Origin of the sequence: Arthrobacter sp. TS-15, from assembly GCF_006964045.1 — a bacterium.
In the GTDB taxonomy this organism is placed as follows: Bacteria; Actinomycetota; Actinomycetes; order Actinomycetales; family Micrococcaceae; genus Arthrobacter.
The window spans coordinates 135872-154058 of the sequence record NZ_SDXQ01000031.1; the positions used below are offsets into that span (position 1 = coordinate 135872).

Genomic DNA, 18187 nt, shown 5'->3' on the forward strand with positions numbered 1-18187 from the left:
TACATAGTGTGAGCACAGACAACGACATCATCAGGCGGTCACGCGACAGCCCCGCAGCTTTCGGGGAGCTATACGACAGACACGCCTCAAGCATCTACAGATTCGCCGCGAGACGGGCCGGCGAATTCGTTGCCGACGACGTTACGTCCGAGACTTTCCTGGTTGCTTGGGAGCAACTGGAATCCTACGACCCGGACAGGGAGGATGCCCGGCCTTGGCTTTTTGGCATTGCCACCAATCTCCTGCGGCGACACCACCGCGCTGAAACCAAGGTCCTTAAAGCGGCCGCAAAAGCAGCCCTAAAAGACTCTGTCGCAGATGATACGGAGCGTATCGCTGCGCGGGTTGACGCTGTAGTGGCGTCCGGACGCATTGTTGGTGCCCTGAAGTCTATGGCTGCTATCGACCGGGAGACGCTGTTGCTCTACGCCTGGGCCGACTTGACCTATGAAGGCATCGCCTTGGCTATGGATGTCCCTGTGGGGACCGTCCGCTCCCGCTTGAACCGTGCTCGTAGGACCCTTCGGACCGAGCTGAACCTCGAAATACTTGATGAAACGGAGAACGACCATGGACGACTTGCAGCTGCTCCGCGAAATGCGTAACGACATCGGCACCCCGCCGCAGGCCGCTCTGGCGCGCGGGCGCAATAAAGTCATGGACAAAATCAGCCAGGCCTCTGCTGCTCCCACAGCTGTCGCACCCGCAGCGGCCACTGTTACGCCCATCCGGTTCAAGCGCCGCATACTCTTCGCTTCGGCCGCTGCCGCTTTGCTCGTAGGCGGAATGGTGGTCGCGGACGTAATCAAGCCGACTGGCCCTGGAGCTAGCGCCCAAGCCGCCGAAGTTCTGAACAAGGCAGCGGCAACAACCATCCGAACAGCTGACCCCGTTGTAACCCCCGGACAGTACCTGAAGATTCAAAGCACCAACCTGTGGGCCTCGGCCGCAGTGGACGAAAACCGAGAAGAATATCAGTGGCTGGATACGGAAAAGCAGACCATGTATATCCCGGCCGACAGGAACCAGGAATGGGTATGGGAACGCTCAGGCCGGATCCCCACGACATTCTTTGATGACGTGTCGAAGGCGTATGTAGAACGCACTCAACCTGGCGGCCCGAAGGCATACGTCCTGCGCGGGGCGAACGGAGCCTTCTACGGGCCAGGAAGCGATTCCACATTCCCTTCTCTCAGCTACCTTGACTCCCTGTCCAGGGATCCCCGAATGCTTCTGGATGACATCTATAAAAAAACCTCGGGAAAGGGTCAGTCAGTTGACGGTGAAGCACTAGTCTTCATCGCCGATCTGCTCCGCACTGGAGTCGTTCCCGGCGATCTCCGCGCCGCGCTGTACAAGGCAGCTGCGCTGATCCCAGGAGTGACGGTCACCGATGAACAAGCAACCCTCGACGGCCGCAAGGGCATAGCCATAGGCCGTGTAGAAAATTCCTCTCATTTCCGGCAAGACATCATCATCGATCCCCAAAACGGGCTTCCCATTGGGGAGCGGCAAGTCCTCACCGAACCACGAGGCACGATGCCAGCCGGAACGACGACCGCATGGACAACGGTAGAAACCACAGTCTCAAACAACGCTCCCTAGTTGCACTGCAGATGTCCGCCTCCGTCACGCACAAGGGGCGGAGGCGGACGTCTCGTAACATTTAGGTCATCGCAGCCTAAATAATGCGGCACCAGTAGAGGATCCTGCATTGGGAGAGCTTCAAAGTCGACCCGACAGCCCGGGATATGGGCAATCGCGCGGCTGAGCACTCCCTGGCCGCTGCCCGTCTGGACAAGCACGAGGGCGTCGCGGCGAGCGGCAGGACCTGGTCGTCCAGCATCGGATTGCCCGGCTCCATCGAGAAGCCCCTCCGCCCATCGCCATGGTCGGTCCGGCAGTCATGTTCCCTATTGCTCTGACGGCGTGGTCGAGGAGAGTGGTTAGCTCCGCCGTCTGAAGCCGAACTTGATGTTCATGTGATGATCGCACCCTTTCGCCTGGTATTGCAGCGGTTGCAGTATCACTCTTCATGCCGTTATTCGCACTCCTCCGGGTCCATGTCCTTAAGTATGAATGCGTTGCGTCGGCTTCCTACGCCTCGGGATCCATCCAGTAATCGCCGCGTTTGAACTCTTCTGGCGCGGTAGCCCAGTCGTCGGGGTGGGAGATGGGCAGCAGTCGATGCTGCTGCTCGTGAGTGCTGTCGTACGGCGTCGCCGCGTAGAACTTCATCCGGCTGTGGTCTTTGATGAGCAACATCTCGATAACCTGAGCTGCGGTCTGCAGGTCCTCGGCGATGTTCCCGGAGGTTATGTCAGTGGGGGAGAGGACAGTCTCGCCGGTCCCATCCATGTCCACGTAGAAGCCCGCCATCTTCTCGTCGTTGGCGCGCTGTCCCGCTGCTGTGGCCTTGCTCTTCCTCTCAGCAAAGAAGGCTTCCCAGCCGTCCTGTGAGTCCTCCTCTGGAGACTCGATGCAGTCGTAGTCGCCCCAGAATGCTGCGAGGTCCTGACCGAAGACGAAGGCGTCCATGTATTTGGTCGCGTGGTGACGCCCGTGGGTTTTCAGCTTCGCTACTTCCTTTGGTGCCTCAGCGCCCGTGTTCCAGGACCTTTCAAAGGTCTCGTAGATCCACAGGGCTTTGCCCAGTTCCTCCTGGGCAAGGACAGTGAGTGATCGAGCTCGGCCGAATGACTCGCGTTCAAGCAGGGCATGTGCGTCGGCGATCAAGCCGGTGGCGTTGTCCATCAGGGCCTTCCAAAACTCGCGGGCTGTGCTCGGGGTCATCTCCATGCAATTCATTCTCGTGCACGAGCACACCCCGGCGATGCTGACGCCTCGCCGATTAGCAGCACTCACTGCCGCAGATTGGCACGTATGGTTGAGCCCATGGTCGATACCCTCGATGCCGAGAAGGAGCAATTCTTCCGGGTAATGGCATTGCACAAGTACTTTCTCAATGCTGATTTTGCGCGCGATGTGTTCATGCGCCGGACAAATCGAGAGCAATCGCCAGCCGGGGTCGACTTCGCCTCTTCGATGGACGACTCGATCGCACTCAGTCTCTGGTACGCAACTGTGTACGTTGTAATCGAAGGATGGCGCGCTACAGGGATCTCCGATTCGGAGGTTGATGCGCTCCTTGGAGATGACCGTGTCGACGATCTGCGTCGTTTTCGCAACCAGATCTTCCACTACCAGCCGGCGTACGACAATCCCAAGCTTCTCGAGTTCTTAGGAACCGAGGATGCGGATGCTCAAGAGGCAACCGCCTGGATCCGGCGCACACACGCGGCGCTGGGTAGAGCTATCGCGCAGGCATTGCAGGGCCTCGTCGATCCCAAGTGAGCGGAGGGAAACAGCGCGCCTGGCGATCGCCGGCGTCCACGTGTCCCGACGATCATGGACCTATGGACTTGAGCAATGTATCGCTTTCAAGCCCGCGCTCTTCCCGTTGGTGTCCCCGGCGCGTTCCCTCGATTTGTCCGGTGCTCTGGGCGAGGATCAAAGAATGAGCGCGGCCGAGACTGACACTGTTCCCGATGACCAGACTCCTGAGCCTGGGAGACTGCTGACGCGGGTACCGGGGCGGGCACGGCCCCAGAAGCAGGCCCTCCGGGAGTTCGAGGAGGGTGTCGCCCAGTTGCGTCAGCAGTACGACCCGGTATTCTGGCCGCTCTTCGTCCCGGAAGCCAAGAACATGTTTCGCTGGCGCGTCCAGTTGGAGTGCGGATGTACGCACGAGGTCTACACGCACGGCGAGGATAAGTATCCGGACGATCGCCGCTACCTCGACCGCTTCACCCGAGGCCGGTTTCCCGCCGACGAGTACTGGTGCCCGACCAACCACGGACCTGCTCAGAAGCCGTATCGGGACATCGTCGAGTGGGTCGATCGCAAGGTCATGGAGTTCCCGGCGGACCCTGTGGAGCCGGAATACGACTGGATGGACGCCGAGGACTGGGCGAAGATCCGGAAACCCAAGCCACACTCGTCGGCGTTCTGGCGGGTCAAGCTCTCCTGCGGGCACTATGAGCAAGTCTGCACTGATGTGGATTGGAAGCTCGAGGACGGGCCCAAGCTGGTGTCCGAGGAGCGCATCGTGGAAATCCGCCGTGATTTCGAGGAAAGCTGGGCGGCAGCGGATAATCCTGGATGGCCTGAAAAGGGTTTCGAGCGAGACCACATCCGGAAGATGATCGATCTGCGCTGGCCGCGCCCCGAGCCCGAGAGGGACTGCTTCACCTGTACGCAGGTGCGGCGGATCACTGGCTATCAGCGGATCGGCTGGCTCGTTACGAGGACGAGGCCGGCACCGCGCCCGTCGACGAACCTCGATCGGGAGAAGATCGAGGCTCGACTCGCCGCGGCGGAGGCTGAAGTCCAGCGGCTGCGCAAGCAACTCGACAACCCCGACAACGCTTGAATCCACAACGACGCGATCTTGCCTTCGTATTTTGGGAAGGGTCGCAAGGACTACACCCCCGATGGGAACGGGAAGCGGACCAAGGACGCCTATGACGAGTTCAGCGATCGACAGTTCATCGCGTTCACATCAGGGATGTTCTATGAGTATTCGTAGGGCTATCCTCGGCAGATGAACCAACATGCAGTACCGACCGAACCAGGCCATTACATATTCGCGTTCAGCCTCAGTCGAGGGTGGCTCCGGATAGCTGGGACGGGTGCAGTTGCTGCGGTGGTTATTGCCGTCGTGGCAAACGCAACGGAGCCGTTCCGAGCCCCCTTGGGAATCGGGCTAGGCGTCCTGGCAATAACCCTACTCATCGCATTTGCCATCGAAGGTTCATCACGACGGCAGACGCAGGAACCAGCGGCAGCCCACGCCCGCATGGGCGGGCATCGGATGTTGCTTGGCAACGTGCGGGGCAGAAGGTCCTTGGCGGCAGAACTGGCTCTCCTTGCAGAACTCCATGCGAAGGGTGCACTCTCTGACGAGGAATTCAGTGCCGCCAAGCTCCGTACCCTTGCGGACTGATATCCAGCGGTTGCTTCGTCAGTCTCTTAGCGACTTCAGGGGCGACTTCGGCCAAGAATTTGCCCATCGTCCCCCGCAGCGAGGGAAAAAGAAGGCCCACCGATGGGGGACCGGCAGGCCTTCAGCACTCCACGCTACAGCGGCGCGCATTGAATATCGACTGGACTAAGGGGTCAAACGAAGGAGCAACAAGTTGTTGTTCTTCTCGTTTCCTGGGGCATGGATAGGGGTTGTTTCCGGCGTTGGAAACGCCGCCCGCCGCACGGAAGAGTGCACTATTCAGCTGCTGCTATCCGCGCGACCGGGGGCTCGGCGCTCGGTCGCAGTGTCCCGGACGCATTGGGGGGACATTGATACTCTGGGCAGAGGGGAAAGGGGGAACAGAAATGGGTCTTAGAAGTCTTTTTCGGCGAAGAGGCGCAACCGCGGCACCCATAACTCCAGTCGTGGCGGCGGAACGTGTCCCGGGCGCGCCCATGTCACCGGAGCTCCAAGCGGAACTGCGGGAAGCGTGGGCAGAACTAACTGAGGCTGCCAAAGCATCGAAAGTGACAAACTTCCACGCCTGTACACGTACGGCCCGGCACTGGACCGAGGACCCGGCGGCAGTCAGGGCCATAGCGGCCACACTCCGTGAATTCCCGGATACAGACAGCCAGCAGACAACATAGTGACCTACGGGCCGTTCGCCCGAGGTCATCACAGCTGGCCGGAAGGCCGGCGGTGCGAGATTTCCACTAAGATCCTGGGGCAAGTTTGCAAGGTCTGGACGTTGCCGTGGGCGAGGATTGAGCCATGGTAAACGTATCCGCGGTTTAACCGCCGTGATCTACAAGCAGATTGGGTCCGTGTCGATGCTCCACCCTGTGTCCTCATGAAGAAGATGAGGCTCCGGTACGCCGGAGCGTGTCGGCTGTGCGGTGCATCTCTTCCGGCCAGGACGGAAGCGATCTACGAGAGCGAGACGAAGACCGTCCGATGCTTGGAGTGTGCCACCGAGACCCCGGAAACAACCCCCGACCTGGAACGACTTGATGATAAGTCGTTGTCGGCTGTATCCGGAGTAGCTGGGTCGTCAGCCCGACGCGAGTATGAGCGTCGCAAAGCGAAAGATGAGGAAAAGCTCCGCGAGAAGTGGGGCCCATTCGGGGGCATCGCAGTCACCCTCTCTGACGAACGCCAAAGCACCAAGTCCTGGGATCGAGGCGCGATTGGCGAGGAACGCCTCGGCGCTCGGCTGGATGCCCTGGCCGCCGATGGCCTGGCCGTCCTTCACGACCGACGCATCCCCGGATCGAAGGCCAACATCGACCACATTGCCATCACTCCCAGTGGAATCTGGGTCATCGACGCCAAACGGTACAAGGGACGGCCTGAACTGAAGATCGAGGGTGGCATCCTTCGCCCCCGCGTCGAGAAGCTCCTCGTCGGCCGACGTGATTGCACGAAACTGGTCGATGGGGTGCTCAAACAGATCGACGTCGTGCGAGACCTCGTCGGGGATGTTCCGGTCACCGGGGCGCTGTGCTTTGTTGAAGCCGACTGGCCGTTGATCGGAGGCGCATTCTCGACCCATGGCGTTCATGTACTCTGGCCGAAACGGCTGGCCAAAGTGCTTGTAGAAGAGCCCGCCGGCGACCTTGACGTGGCGAGGATGCGTGAGACGGTTGCCTCCCGGTTCAAGCCTGCTTGAGTCAGGTGCCCACGTTCCAGGCCGCTCGGAACCATACCGAGGGGACAGCTTACGGGAAGGAAGCCAGGCATCGATGGATAGTGAATTTCAGTCCGGCCGCCTGCGCAGGATCCCATGATGAAGCATCGGCCGCCTCGCCGTCGGAGCATCTTCCGCTGTCGCCTTCTACGCCATGGGTTACGGTCTCCGAGTCGGTAGCACCAAGGTTCAAACGCTGTGTCGGTGCCGGACAGTACCTTTATAGCAATTGCTGACCACATCCGAAGCGTGCACTCGAGATCCAGGAGAACCGCCACATGACACCGATAAGCGGCGACGGACATCGCGCCGCGCTGCACCAAAAGAGCCGGGGCACTGCGAATGCCGTGAGCGGTGACGTTCACGGCTGGACTCCTGACATGCGTGAAACGATATGAACAATCGCCGCATGCGCCTTGGGGATTTCTCTCAGCTCGCTAGACAATGCCGCGAGAGCGGGTACGGATTCGCCCAGTTTCGGCAGATGCCGAGCGTCAGCCAGCTTCGCTGGCCAGATGATGTTCTGGAGCAATGGGTCTTCGACCACGCTGAGAATGTTTCATTCCTGAATGACTACGGGGAGGTCGATCTCACGCAGATCGATTGGCAGGTCGAAGACTTGCCCGTCGACGATTTCATGGAAATGCCGACAGGACCGTCCGACCGAGGAGCCATCGAGGATTTCGCGGAGAATCCGGACCACTGGATCGCCGTGCGCAGGTACGGCGTGCACATGGGTGTGGAGCTGTGTTGGGAAGTCCACGGCACCTGGAAGCGGTGGCCGATCGTGCTGGACCGGGACCTGGTTAATCCAGGGGATCTCAGACTTCAGCTTGTCGAAGGGCGCACCCGTGTGGGCATCCTGCGCGGCCGTCGACGGCGGGGGAGCGTGGTCGCAGACAGGCATCTGGCCTGGGTCGGCCGCCGACGAGCATGAGCGGCCAGACACCAGCCCGCGGCGCGGCGATCAACGCTCATCATGAGATGCACTATGAAATCCTCACCTATCCGAAAGCCCTCCACCTTGACCTCGCCAACCCAGCTCGCCACTATGATCCGCTTTCACCTAGAGACCCTTGGCGAGACTAACGCGCATCACCCGTTCGAGCAGCTATGTCTCGGTCTGACCCGCCGTCGCATCGTCAGCAACGTCTTGCCTGCGACGGGCCCGGTCTCAGCCGGCGGCGACGGAGGACGTGACGCCGAGAGCTTCTGGAGCCTGGTGGCCAAGGAGCTGCCGGACACGTCACTCTTCACCGCTCTTGCCACTGAGGACGCGGTTGTCCTCGCAGTGACAGCGCAGCGCGAGAACGTTCCGTCTAAGATCCGGTCTGACCTTGCGAAGATCTGCGGCAAGGGGGAGCCAGTCGACCGCGTCATTTATTTCACGGTGACGCCTGTCGACACGGCGAAGAGGCATGAGCTCCAGGCACACGCGCGCGAACAGCATTCGATTGGACTGCAGATCTGGGATGCGCAGGCGATCGCGAACGAGATCGCCAGTGCGGACCTGTTCTACCTCGCCGTCGATTTCCTCCATCTACCATCCTCCATCGCGCCCGCGCGCGGAGAGTCCAGTGATGAGCTCCCTGACTGGTATATCGAGGAACGCGATCGCTGGCGAACACCCTCAGACCGCTCAGGCTCGATGGGGGAGTTCGTCGACCTGCGGGAAGGCCTTCGGTTCTCCAGCCTAAATCCCGAAGCGCGTGCCGACCTACCCGACTGGCTCGCTTCGGCGCGGGTACTGAGAGATGCAGCACATAGAAGAGACGATGTGCTCAACCGCATCGACTACGAAATCATCCTCGCAACCGGGTTCGGGCTCAACACACTGAAGCCTGTCGACGGGATCCTCCGCGGCTACTTCGGGCGGCTATCCTCCCAAGCATCCGACTCCGGCGTGCTGGTCGACGCCATCACCCTGCTGCGCCTCGTGCAGGCGACGTTGCCGCGAGGCGGGACCACCATCACATCGGAAGAAGCGGAAGCGTGGACCGAGGACTTGGAGAGGGTGCTTGAAGCCAAGCTGCGTGCAGCGCCCGGGATGAATGCGAAGGTGGGCCTGCTGTCAGCCGGTGCGATCCTCGCTCTTGGTCCCCGGGGCTTCACGCCGGAGGAGCTCGACGACGTCTCCGGCCCTGGTCCGTTGATGTCGGAGATCCACCAGAAACTGAGCGCCGCCAAGCGGGAAGGACGCGGGCTCCCGGCTGTGCCGTCCGACGCGGAGCTGCGCGACCTCGAAGCAGGCATGAGGCATTTGGTCGACCTCGTGGAGACCCTGCCGGCGGCTCCGATGGTACCCCTAGATGAACTCATGTCGATCTTCGATTTCACAGCGCCTGCCCTGATCGACCACCCTGACTATCTCAAGGTGCGCCAAGCGCTGGACGATGTAACGATCGAGCGCTCGGGGCGGGCTTCGGCAGGAGATCGGGCACAAAGCCGCGCCATGGCTCTGCTCCAAGGAGGCCGGGCCTTGGACGCCCTTCGTGAGATTCATTCCGCGAAGTTCAGCTGGCTCAACGGCGACGCTGCCGAGGGCGCGGCCATCATGATGCTGCTCGCGTCGGCCGTATACAGCGACCTCGGACTTCCGCTGGCCGCGAAGCAGTACGCGATGAGCGCGGTATCGGTCGCAAGAATGAGCGGCGGCCCCGATCTCGCCGTCCTCGTGGCCCGGGGCATCATCTTGACTGCGACGTACGAGCACCAGGCCGGCCAGTGGCTAACCGCCACCGAAACGTTCAAAATCGGGATCTGGGCGCAGGCGCAACTGGCGGGTGATCCGTGGAGCTTCGAGCGCTATCCGTATTTCATGGACATGCTGATCGACCAGTGCCACGTCCTGCGGGCCGCGTCTTCGCTTCGCCCCGGGCTGTTGCCTGCCATCGAACGCGTGGTCCAGTCCACCCAGCTCGACGAGCTCGTCGCTCCGATGCTGGCCTCGGTCGCACACATTGAGCCCCCCGGAGAGGATGAGACCGCAGACGCGGCGGACCGCGGGGGCCTTGGGCGGCCCTTCTCCGATGCAGGCCCGGTGCGCGAGTACAGCTGGGCTGCGCTCGGCAACGTGTGGGTCGTAAACGCACCGAACGATCGGATCCATGTGTTGGCGGCCGAGAGGTTCGTGGCTGCTGTGCAGATCACCCTCGCTGACCTCGCCGGCGAGGACCTCCTTCTCGTGCCAGGTGAGATCCGCATCGCGGTTGAAGTCTCTGACCGGCCCGTCAAGCCCGGATCGGTGTTCACCGCGGAGTCGGAGCGCGGCCGTGGCACGGTAGGGCATCGGGTGATCCTCTCCCGTTCGGGAGCGTTGGCACCCGAAGCGGACCAGCTCGAGGTCACCTCCGCGGCGCTCCAGGCGATCGTCACCCAGTCGCTACTCGGGCAGCCGGCATTCATCGCCGTGATGGAGCGGACCTTCGAACGCGGGCTTCCGCACATGCTGACCTGCGTGCGCCCCTACGACGACCTCGTCGACGTTCACAAAGACTCGTTCTACGACGAGATCAGCGGATTGTCAGGGGGTCTCATCGGAGCCGACAGGCCGCGGTCGCCAAAGCCCGCCACCGGACTGCGCAGGAAGCTTCCGGAACATGCATCGGCCTACGACCGTGCCGCGGCCATTGATGCGATCGCCGGACGATACGAGAAAATGCTGCCACCGGTGCGGCTGACGCTCCCGCGGCTTGCTGGGGACCCGGCCTTCATTCAACTTGTGACATCGCTGCGTGCCGAAGGGTGGAAGGACTGGCACCTTCTCCTCGCGGTCGTCAACATTGTGGTCAATGGACGCGCAGCGCAGCGCGGCCTGAACATGACAACCTCGATCACCAAGGCCGACGTCGAACGAGTCAGTTTGCTCACGCAGGAGGAGGAACGGGCGGAGGACCCGGAACCGCCGCTGAAGATTTTCACCGAAGACAGGATGTGGTTTCACCTCTCGAACGCCGCGCTCACGACCGTACGTCGGTGGGGACTGGAGGTGCGCCTCAACCGTGTGGACCCACGATCGTTCCTCGGACTCTTGGGCGACCGCTTCAACTACTGGGACGACGACGTTGAACATGAGCCAATCTTCACGAGTAGCGATGATCACAGCACACCGCACGACGGACCGGGACGGGACGACGGCTAGTATCCAAGGATGGTCAAACAGATGAGGGACCCGGCCTTCAAAGCTGAGCAGTTTGCCGGTGTGCACCTTCCACACGTCACCGCAGTGAACCAGCTGGTCGAGTCCCTCCGGGAGCCTGAGCCTTCGACCGGCCGGGGGTGGGTGCCGTACGTCGCGCCTCTTCATGGGGGCTCAGAGGCCCGGATCCTGAGCATTTTGCGTGATCCCGGGCCGATGACCCACGAGACCATGGGCTCCGGAATGCTGTGCGTGGAGAACGACGACGATTCCGCAGCCCTCCAATGCCAACTGCTCGCCTCGGTGGACCTGACGCCTGCTGACCTGACCCCTTGGAACGCCTACCCATGGTACCGCCACGATCAGTCCAGCGGTCTGAGGAGCCCGCAGATCACGGAAGGGCTGAACCCTTTGGCCCGGTTGATCGACTTGATGCCAAAGCTCGAAGTTGTAGTCCTCCAAGGCGGCGAAGCGCAGACCCTGTGGAAGCGGTTCGCCCGCAAACACCCCCGTGTCGCTGCCCGATATGCAGCAGTGGAAACCTACCACCCCGGCAGGACGGCACTCAGAGACCCTGATCCGACAGTTCGGGAAGCCCGTGCCAACCGCCGTTTCGAAGCTTTTCGCGAGGTTCGTCAGATTCTGGACCGCGGGCAGGATGCCCGCTAGGTCGGGTACATGTGCAGCCATTTATCCATGCCTTCCACGAAGCCATCTGACTTCGGATACGGCAGAGCCAAGCCGCTAGTTGGGCTTTTCGGCCGGCCGGTACCTGTCACCAAAGGCGACCAAGGAGCTCTGGAGCAGCGTCATGCTGCCCAGTATGTCCACTGGCCGGGAACGGGTTTCTGCCGGCAGTGGGCTGACCATCCAGGCGGCGAACACGTTATGAGGAATCTTCAGGCTCATCGCCTGGTCAAAGAGGCGCAGCACAGGTTCGTGGAAGAGCCCATCTTTGAGCTGGAAGCCCGGGCAGAAGGTTCCTTCGCCGATGAATACCCGAACTGCCCGGCGCATGGCCTCCGGGTCGCCGAGGGATTGGAAATGCGTCTCCAGGTCTGCCGCTGTCGGCAGGGTGAATTCTTCGCGGATGCTGTCCCAGATATGCTCCGGGACAGCCGGCCAAAACCGCTCAGCCTTCACATTCGACGCAGTAGGCATGGCCGTCCTTCTCGCTCGCCTTTTGCGAACGGTGGCGGACCAGGAAGCAGGACCAGCAGGTGAACTCATCGTCAGCCTGCGGGATGACCTGGACGACGAGCTCTTCGGCAATGAACTCCCCGCCAGGGGTCAGGCCGTCCAGGGTGTCAGCCTCGTCGAGCTCCTGAACCACGGATTTAGCATCCGGGGCTTTGGCGGACTTCAGGGCCTCCAGGGAGTTTTCCTGGGATTCCTTGACGTCAGTGCGCAGTTCATCGTAATCGGTTGCCACGAAAGTGCATCTCTTCTCTGTTGAAGGGGTATTACCGGTCCTGCAACTTCCGCCTTCGCACACAGCGGCATGCGGCCCCGATCGGCAGGGGGCGCGCTGCAATGGCAACGTTTAGCCTTGGATAGAGTCAGCAGGCTTATGCGTCGGCTCTAAGCGAGCTTCCTGGCCAGGACAGCGATCGCACAGTCGTCCTTCGTTGCGACCCGGATCTTAGTATCCACGAGACGGCGGAGTTGTTTCTTGTGCTTAGGATTCTTAGCCTGACGAGTTGGGGCAGACGCGAGCAACTCCACGATTTTTGCACAGGCCGGGGCTAGCCCCTTAGTGCGAGAGTTGTACAGGCTGTTGGCCGTCCCGTCACTCATGAGGATGAAGCCCGTAATACCGTCCAGGCCCCCACGGATGATCCTCATCCCAACGGCCGACCGTTCCGAAGTGAGGAACGTTGTTTGGTTGGCGAATTCAGAATTATCGGGTCCTGAAGCTACCCGTGCAATTCCGTCCTTCACGTACCCGACGACGCCGTCACCCACATGAAGGACAAGGAACTGGTCACCCGCTGTCGCGACAGCCAGGAATGTGCCGGCCAAGTCGCGAATTCCGACCGCACGGCGTTCCGCGACATCATGCAGACGATCGAGTAGGTAATTCACGATCTCAAGCTTTAAAGCGACCCCATCATCGCTCGACACAAAATCTCCGAAACGCTCCGAGAGAAGTTTGCAGCCAGTATCCACGAGCGCTTGCGCACCAAACTCAGAGTGCGTTGCCGAGCCGGCACCGTCGGAAAGACAAACCACTTGCACCCCACTGCGAGCAAGGTAGGCGGTTCGATCTTGACCGCGGCTGCCATCGAGAACGTGCCCTCGTCCCCGAACCTGATAGTGGAATTCTCGAAACAATTAGAGATCCTCGATGCCTCGGATTGAGCCGAAGTCGATCGGCGGCTCGCCCCCAGGCATCGACTGCGAGACTTTTGAAACGGACTTGGAGAGCCACTCGAAGAACTCCTTGAAGTCGATTCCCTTCAAGCGAAGAGGAGGCTTCTCCGGAGTGAATCGACCCAATACATCAAGATCTGCGTCGCTTCCGATCCCGATAGGGAAGACCGTGAGCTTCTTGCTGGCGACCATGCGCGTCACGCGCTGGATCGCCCGCTCCAACTCGCTCTTGTCACCGTTTGGCTGTCCGTCTGTCATAAGTACAAGCCAAGGCTGGAAGTATAGGACGCCGGTGTCGGAGTACAGTGACTTGCGCTTCTCCAGCGTATCGAGGGCGAGGTTCACGCCCTCGCCAAGATGGGTAAGACCGCTCGGCGCAATCGTGATGTCCCGCTGAAGGCCCTCGACACTCGCAAAATCCTGAACGAGGTTGGCTCCGGTGTTGAAAGCGACGACGCTAACCTCTGCGGAGTCGTGAGCATCATCGTCCTCATCGATGGCGTCATAGAAGAGGCCGATGCCCTCAACAAGTTCGCGGATCTTGTCGCCAGCCATTGAGCCACTTGTGTCGATGCAGAGAGAGACCGGGACTCGGGGAGTTGGGTTCTCGACTAGGTCGGCGGCTCGGATATCAAATGTCATTTGTTCAAAATTCCTTTCGGGATGAGTTTAGGGATTTCAACCGTTCCACCACTTCTTCAAGCGCTCCCAGAAGGTCGGCTGCGGCCGAGCACTTGACTTCGATGCCGCCTGTTTGGTGGTCGTGGTGGCTGCGCGTGGAACATTTGGGTAACGCTGCGATGACGCAGGTTGGACGCTCGTAGTCCTCGGTGGGCACTGTTTCTTGATCGCCACGTGAGATTTCGCGACATCAAGTCCTTTGCCCTTGAACCACTCAATGTGGTCGAAGTCAATGAATGATTGACGACAATCTGTGCATAGCCTCAACGGATCGAGTTCATTACCTCGCCTCTCGCACGCGGTGCAACGACCGTAGGAAAGATCCGACTTCAGAACTGACTTCTTGCAGCTCTTGCAGGTTCCCAGCTGACACTGGGAGCAGCGGCCACCGACGAGGTAGCGATGGGGCGTCTCCGTTCCGCATCTCTCACACGTACCGAAGTCACGCTTGCGATTGCAATCTCGGCACCTGCCGTCCTTGAGAGCGCCGGCCGGTCGCGGGGTGCCGCAATCAGAACACCTCGGCCGATTCTGCTGACTACAGTCAAAACACATTCCGGGGATGACGTGATCTTGAGTGGCCTCATTCCATTCCCCCACCAGGGCATTGCGGCGGTTGCACTGTGGACATTCGAGAATCGGAGTTTCAGGTTTGAACGCCTTGAACCTGAAGGGGTAGACATCGTTGGACATTGGGTCGAAGTTCTTGTCGCTTCCGAGCCACCAGCGGTATTGCCGAAATGCTCGGAGCCACTCCTCGGCAGACGGTGGAGAGGTGTACCGCTGGCCTTCCCGATGGAAGGTATTCCAAAACATCTCCTTGAGGCCGCGTGGCATGTGGCTCCACATGTACTTCCAGTTGCCCTCGGGTTGGTCACGATTTGAGCGCTCTCCGACCTGAAACGCAAAATTGCCGTCTTTGATGAGGCGAGCGATGTCACCATCGGACCCCGTACGCGCATAGGGGAACTGGCCCGTGATCAGAACCATGAAGAGCATCGTTGCGACAGCGAAAAGTTCTTCTTCACTCGTCCGCAGTGATTCGGCATACGGGCGGCCAAGTGCAGATGCTGCAGTGAACATTGGAGTCCCGACCGGGCACGGGTATCCATCGACCTGCCAAGAATCTGCATCAATCATCCAGACGTTCTTGCTGGCATCAACGATGACGTTCTTGGGATTGATGTCGCCGACGATCACGTTGAGTGAGTGCAAGTACGACACCTTCTCCAGGAAAGAGATGCAGACATCGACGAGGTCGGCCTTGGTCCACCCGGGGAACGCCTTGAGGAACCGCCGCGGGTTCATAATCACGCGGAACTCATTGCCACGAGCCCTTGGCATCATGTACCCGACGAACTCGCCCGCATCGTTTGTGACAACTGCTTCGGGAAAGCAGATGCCTTGTGAGTACAGACTCCGGGACGCAAACTGTTCGACCTTCGCTTGGCGGTGGCGCGTCACATGGTCTCGGTCGAAGATCTTGACGACTCGATCCCCATGGACTGCATAGGCAGCGCCCTCTCCGCCCTCTCCCAGGAGTTCATCGAGGACCACCGACCCACTGCCCGAAGGGGAGCTGAAGTGGACCTTGTCTCCGACACTTGGAATGGTGGCAACCTCAAGTAATGAGTCGGCCCCCTTAAATGCCGGCTCTCTATCAAAAGGCTCGACCCGGCAGCGAACCCCTGATTCCGCGCTTGGCGACCCGAGTACCGGTGATCCCGTCCGGCGATCCGCCAGCTCCGAGGTTCCGAACTGACCCTTGAAGTCAGCGAGGAGTGGGCTGAGCGCGGCCACTTCTCGCGCATCTCCCTCGTCTTGCTTGCGACGAAGTTTCCGCACCCCACGCTCGTACAGAATTTGGTCGCTCTCGATTCTGACGCGGCCATCGCTGGTCAGAGACCCAGCTACGAGCTTCTTGCTGCTCGTGTGCGACAGCAAGCGGACATGAAGAAGCGGCGTAATATCGTTGATCAGGAGGCACATGTCGTACTGGTTTGCATAGCGTGTGAAGATGGCCTCGAAGACAGAGTCGGCGTAGTGGTTCGAGTCGTGGCCTATGTCGGTACGTACCAGCCCGAGCGCCGCAGCGTCCCCGATGAACCCAAGCGAAACTCCAGCCCGGCGAATCGCCTCTGCTCGCTCCGGGTCAACCTTGCGGCTCTGCTTCGTCAGTTCCTCAACCACGTCGATCGGGATCACGATCGGGTTGTCGTTCAGCCGAATCGTCTGACCACACCGTTGGAGCAGCGCCTTCAGACCACCTCGCCTTTCCGGTCGGTCGTCCATAAATACGCTTGTGTCAATTAAGAGACGGCCGCTAGGACCAACGAAATCAATCGGGTCCAGCAGTTCCTGAGCCGCCATCAACTTTGCTTCCCAAACGTCACGTTGTTCTGGAAAGCTTCCTTCGCATCGTGTGCAAACTCCTCGAGTGCCTTTGCGGTGCGGTGTTGGCTTTCTGTTCTAGCCTTCTCGTATCGCAGGATTGCTGGCGCAGGAATCCGGTGATGACTGGCGACCTTGACGCTGTCGATTTCTCCCGAGTCGATCAACTTCATGAGGGTTGAGCGTGAGATACCGAGCATCCTCGCGGCCTCAGTGGTAGTGAACTGCTCCTTGACTGGAACTACAACGGCACCAGCTCTACCTTCTGCTTCCAATAGTTCAAGGATCTTCTCAGCGCTGTTGCGAGGCAACGAGAACGCAACCTCGATAGGGTCGCCCGGCTCCATCAGAGCGGTTCGAACTGCCTCGATGGCGCTCTCAACATGACCGACCATCACACCTCGTAACTGTCACAAATCCACCTAACTGATGCATCTAAACGGTAACTGTTGCAAGTGTAACGCCAAGTCGACTTTGTCCACCACCTTTTCTGGCTGAGCGGCTACTGTGTCGGATCGTCGGTGAGGCACGCCGGCGGGCAAACCGGCCCTGACCGCACTTGTTGTACACACTAGCGACGGGATGGTTAGGAAGGGATACGCCGCGGTTGTCATCGAGGCGGGCGAACCTCCCGCAGAGGACGAGAACGCCCGGAACAACATGCTGCTGCAGCGCGCTTCGAGCGCGACCGCCATTTTGGGCCGGTCCTCGCGCCCAAGGTCGCCCAGAAGCTCCCTCGACAATACCCTAGAGCCATGCCCACCCGACCAAGCTGTCAGGTCGCTGTCACGAAGTGGCCTCGAATCGACTCCAGTCGATTCGATCAAATTCAGCCAGATCTGCGTTCGCTCGCGAGAACGCACTCGAACCAACAAGAGGGTTCTTGGCATTCAACCTCGCCTATGGATGCGCGGTCTCAATCACGGAGTGAACTGATTCATCGATGAGTTCGCGCTTAGCTTTCGCGGGACCGCCAAAGAGCAGGAATACAACCCGCTTCGATCGACGGCTGAGTGCGCGTATCGCTTCGTCGGTGAAAATCTCCCAGCCCTGGTCCTGATGGGATCCGGCCGCGCCGCGACGGACTGTGAGAGTGGTGTTCAGCAGCAGGACACCCTGTTTGGCCCAGCCATCCAGGTTGCCGTGGGACGGCGGTTCGATCCCGAGGTCGCGCTTCAGTTCCTTGTGGAGCTTCCTCAGCGAGGGCGGCGTGCGCACGCCCTTGTGAACGGAAAAGGCCACGCCGCGCGCCTGTCCAGGACGGTGATAGGGGTCTTGTCCGAGGACGACGACGTCGACACACTCGAACGGCGTCTTGCCGAATGCCGCAAACGTCTCCGACTGCGGTGGGTACACATCACTTGTTTTGCGTTCCGCCTCAACGAACTGCTGCAATTTGCACCAATACCCCTTCTCGAACTCGTCACCGAGCTGGAGGGCCCACTCATCGTGCAACCGGTAGTCCTGTCGCACCGGCTGTTCAGGAACAGAAGCCTCCGGAAAGGGTGGAGTCGAATCGGCCATGATGGCTTGAGTACTCGCTCGAGGAGCACTATTCGGGGTGACTCGCAAAAAGTGAAATATCCGGCACCCAGAAATTCCTAAACGTCGGATATTCTACTTTTTCACAAGCCACCCCTACAAGGGAGCCGAGAACATGCCGACCCGGACGGAAAACGTTCTCAGTCCACACGGTGGATTCGGTGAGTCCTGAGTTGTCCAGGGCGTCCGCCAACCGGACGGCTACGTCTTTCCCCTCATTGGATGATCCAAGAAATACCTTCGACCTATCCACGGTTCTAGGCCGAAGGCTTGATGGGGATGTATGGGACACGGGAGAAATTCCCTATAAGAGCGGAGCTGCATGGGCACACAATAAGAACCTCAG

At 60.2% G+C, this 18187-nt stretch carries 18 protein-coding genes; 10 read left to right on the forward strand and 8 right to left on the reverse strand.

From position 1 onward, the window contains the following. Positions 1-8 precede the first annotated feature (8 nt). Both EU811_RS12970 and EU811_RS12975 read left to right on the forward strand, forming a co-directional pair. The gene (locus tag EU811_RS12970; protein ID WP_223946299.1) at positions 9-605 is read left to right on the forward strand and encodes an RNA polymerase sigma factor; all 597 of its coding nucleotides are present in this window, start codon (positions 9-11) and stop codon (positions 603-605) included. Beyond that, entirely contained in the window at positions 571-1605 is a 1035-nt protein-coding gene (locus tag EU811_RS12975) for a CU044_5270 family protein (RefSeq protein ID WP_142938801.1), read from the forward strand. Before EU811_RS12970 ends, EU811_RS12975 begins: the two co-directional genes overlap by 35 nt. Before the next feature lie 492 nt (positions 1606-2097). Here EU811_RS12975 and EU811_RS12980 read toward each other — a convergent pair whose 3' ends face one another. After that, positions 2098-2799, reverse strand: a complete 702-nt coding sequence (locus EU811_RS12980; protein WP_142938802.1) for an AbiV family abortive infection protein — start codon at positions 2797-2799, stop codon at positions 2098-2100. A gap of 96 nt (positions 2800-2895) precedes the next feature. On the opposite strand from EU811_RS12980, the gene EU811_RS12985 reads away from it, so the two are divergent. The 8 genes from EU811_RS12985 to EU811_RS13020 all read left to right on the forward strand — a co-directional run bounded on the left by EU811_RS12985 (position 2896) and on the right by EU811_RS13020 (position 11523). Next, on the forward strand, positions 2896-3354 hold the full coding sequence (locus EU811_RS12985; RefSeq protein ID WP_142938803.1) for a hypothetical protein: 459 nt from the start codon (positions 2896-2898) through the stop codon (positions 3352-3354). Between the two features lie 163 nt (positions 3355-3517). Then, positions 3518-4432, forward strand: a complete 915-nt coding sequence (locus EU811_RS12990) for a hypothetical protein (protein WP_142938804.1) — start codon at positions 3518-3520, stop codon at positions 4430-4432. Positions 4433-4450: 18 nt separating this feature from the next. Then, positions 4451-4588: a hypothetical protein gene (locus tag EU811_RS23530; RefSeq protein WP_160147642.1), complete on the forward strand. Its 138-nt coding sequence runs from the start codon at positions 4451-4453 to the stop codon at positions 4586-4588. Between the two features lie 15 nt (positions 4589-4603). Continuing rightward, on the forward strand, positions 4604-5005 hold the full coding sequence (locus EU811_RS24225; RefSeq protein WP_223946298.1) for an SHOCT domain-containing protein: 402 nt from the start codon (positions 4604-4606) through the stop codon (positions 5003-5005). Positions 5006-5879: 874 nt separating this feature from the next. Beyond that, positions 5880-6698: a nuclease-related domain-containing protein gene (locus EU811_RS13005; protein WP_223946297.1), complete on the forward strand. Its 819-nt coding sequence runs from the start codon at positions 5880-5882 to the stop codon at positions 6696-6698. A gap of 427 nt (positions 6699-7125) precedes the next feature. After that, entirely contained in the window at positions 7126-7653 is a 528-nt protein-coding gene (locus tag EU811_RS13010; RefSeq protein WP_142938806.1) for a hypothetical protein, read from the forward strand. A gap of 54 nt (positions 7654-7707) precedes the next feature. Beyond that, entirely contained in the window at positions 7708-10857 is a 3150-nt protein-coding gene (locus EU811_RS13015; RefSeq protein ID WP_160147643.1) for a hypothetical protein, read from the forward strand. A 9-nt stretch (positions 10858-10866) separates the two neighbouring features. Next, positions 10867-11523, forward strand: coding sequence for a uracil-DNA glycosylase (locus EU811_RS13020; RefSeq protein WP_142938808.1), 657 nt, complete (start codon positions 10867-10869; stop codon positions 11521-11523). Between the two features lie 75 nt (positions 11524-11598). Here EU811_RS13020 and EU811_RS13025 read toward each other — a convergent pair whose 3' ends face one another. From EU811_RS13025 to ung, 7 genes are all read right to left on the reverse strand, one after another. Next, the gene (locus EU811_RS13025) at positions 11599-12015 is read right to left on the reverse strand and encodes a hypothetical protein (RefSeq protein ID WP_142938809.1); all 417 of its coding nucleotides are present in this window, start codon (positions 12013-12015) and stop codon (positions 11599-11601) included. Further along, positions 11987-12286, reverse strand: coding sequence for a DUF4193 domain-containing protein (locus tag EU811_RS13030; RefSeq protein WP_142938810.1), 300 nt, complete (start codon positions 12284-12286; stop codon positions 11987-11989). The genes EU811_RS13025 and EU811_RS13030 overlap by 29 nt, the downstream gene beginning before the upstream one ends. A 149-nt stretch (positions 12287-12435) precedes the next feature. Then, positions 12436-13188, reverse strand: coding sequence for a PP2C family serine/threonine-protein phosphatase (locus tag EU811_RS13035; protein WP_142938811.1), 753 nt, complete (start codon positions 13186-13188; stop codon positions 12436-12438). Continuing rightward, entirely contained in the window at positions 13189-13869 is a 681-nt protein-coding gene (locus EU811_RS13040) for a vWA domain-containing protein (RefSeq protein WP_142938812.1), read from the reverse strand. It abuts the gene before it with no gap. 36 nt (positions 13870-13905) lie between these two features. Beyond that, entirely contained in the window at positions 13906-16278 is a 2373-nt protein-coding gene (locus tag EU811_RS13045; RefSeq protein ID WP_142938813.1) for a hypothetical protein, read from the reverse strand. Next, positions 16278-16694 carry a helix-turn-helix domain-containing protein gene (locus EU811_RS13050; RefSeq protein WP_142938814.1) on the reverse strand — a complete coding sequence of 139 codons (417 nt, stop codon included), beginning with the start codon at positions 16692-16694 and terminating at the stop codon, positions 16278-16280. Before EU811_RS13050 ends, EU811_RS13045 begins: the two co-directional genes overlap by 1 nt. A 505-nt stretch (positions 16695-17199) precedes the next feature. Continuing rightward, positions 17200-17823, reverse strand: coding sequence for a uracil-DNA glycosylase (gene ung / locus EU811_RS13055; protein ID WP_142938815.1), 624 nt, complete (start codon positions 17821-17823; stop codon positions 17200-17202). Positions 17824-18187 lie beyond the last annotated feature (364 nt).

Coding starts and splice junctions, on each gene's coding strand:
- EU811_RS12975 (WP_142938801.1), top strand. CDS start 571: ATGGACGACTTGCAGCTGCTCCGCGAAATGCGTAACGACATCGGCACC.
- EU811_RS12980 (WP_142938802.1), bottom strand. CDS start 2,799: ATGGAGATGACCCCGAGCACAGCCCGCGAGTTTTGGAAGGCCCTGATG.
- EU811_RS12985 (WP_142938803.1), top strand. CDS start 2,896: ATGGTCGATACCCTCGATGCCGAGAAGGAGCAATTCTTCCGGGTAATG.
- EU811_RS12990 (WP_142938804.1), top strand. CDS start 3,518: ATGAGCGCGGCCGAGACTGACACTGTTCCCGATGACCAGACTCCTGAG.
- EU811_RS24225 (WP_223946298.1), top strand. CDS start 4,604: ATGAACCAACATGCAGTACCGACCGAACCAGGCCATTACATATTCGCG.
- EU811_RS13005 (WP_223946297.1), top strand. CDS start 5,880: ATGAAGAAGATGAGGCTCCGGTACGCCGGAGCGTGTCGGCTGTGCGGT.
- EU811_RS13010 (WP_142938806.1), top strand. CDS start 7,126: ATGCGCCTTGGGGATTTCTCTCAGCTCGCTAGACAATGCCGCGAGAGC.
- EU811_RS13015 (WP_160147643.1), top strand. CDS start 7,708: ATGAAATCCTCACCTATCCGAAAGCCCTCCACCTTGACCTCGCCAACC.
- EU811_RS13020 (WP_142938808.1), top strand. CDS start 10,867: ATGGTCAAACAGATGAGGGACCCGGCCTTCAAAGCTGAGCAGTTTGCC.
- EU811_RS13025 (WP_142938809.1), bottom strand. CDS start 12,015: ATGCCTACTGCGTCGAATGTGAAGGCTGAGCGGTTTTGGCCGGCTGTC.
- EU811_RS13040 (WP_142938812.1), bottom strand. CDS start 13,869: ATGACATTTGATATCCGAGCCGCCGACCTAGTCGAGAACCCAACTCCC.
- EU811_RS13045 (WP_142938813.1), bottom strand. CDS start 16,278: ATGGCGGCTCAGGAACTGCTGGACCCGATTGATTTCGTTGGTCCTAGC.
- EU811_RS13050 (WP_142938814.1), bottom strand. CDS start 16,694: ATGGTCGGTCATGTTGAGAGCGCCATCGAGGCAGTTCGAACCGCTCTG.
- ung (WP_142938815.1), bottom strand. CDS start 17,823: ATGGCCGATTCGACTCCACCCTTTCCGGAGGCTTCTGTTCCTGAACAG.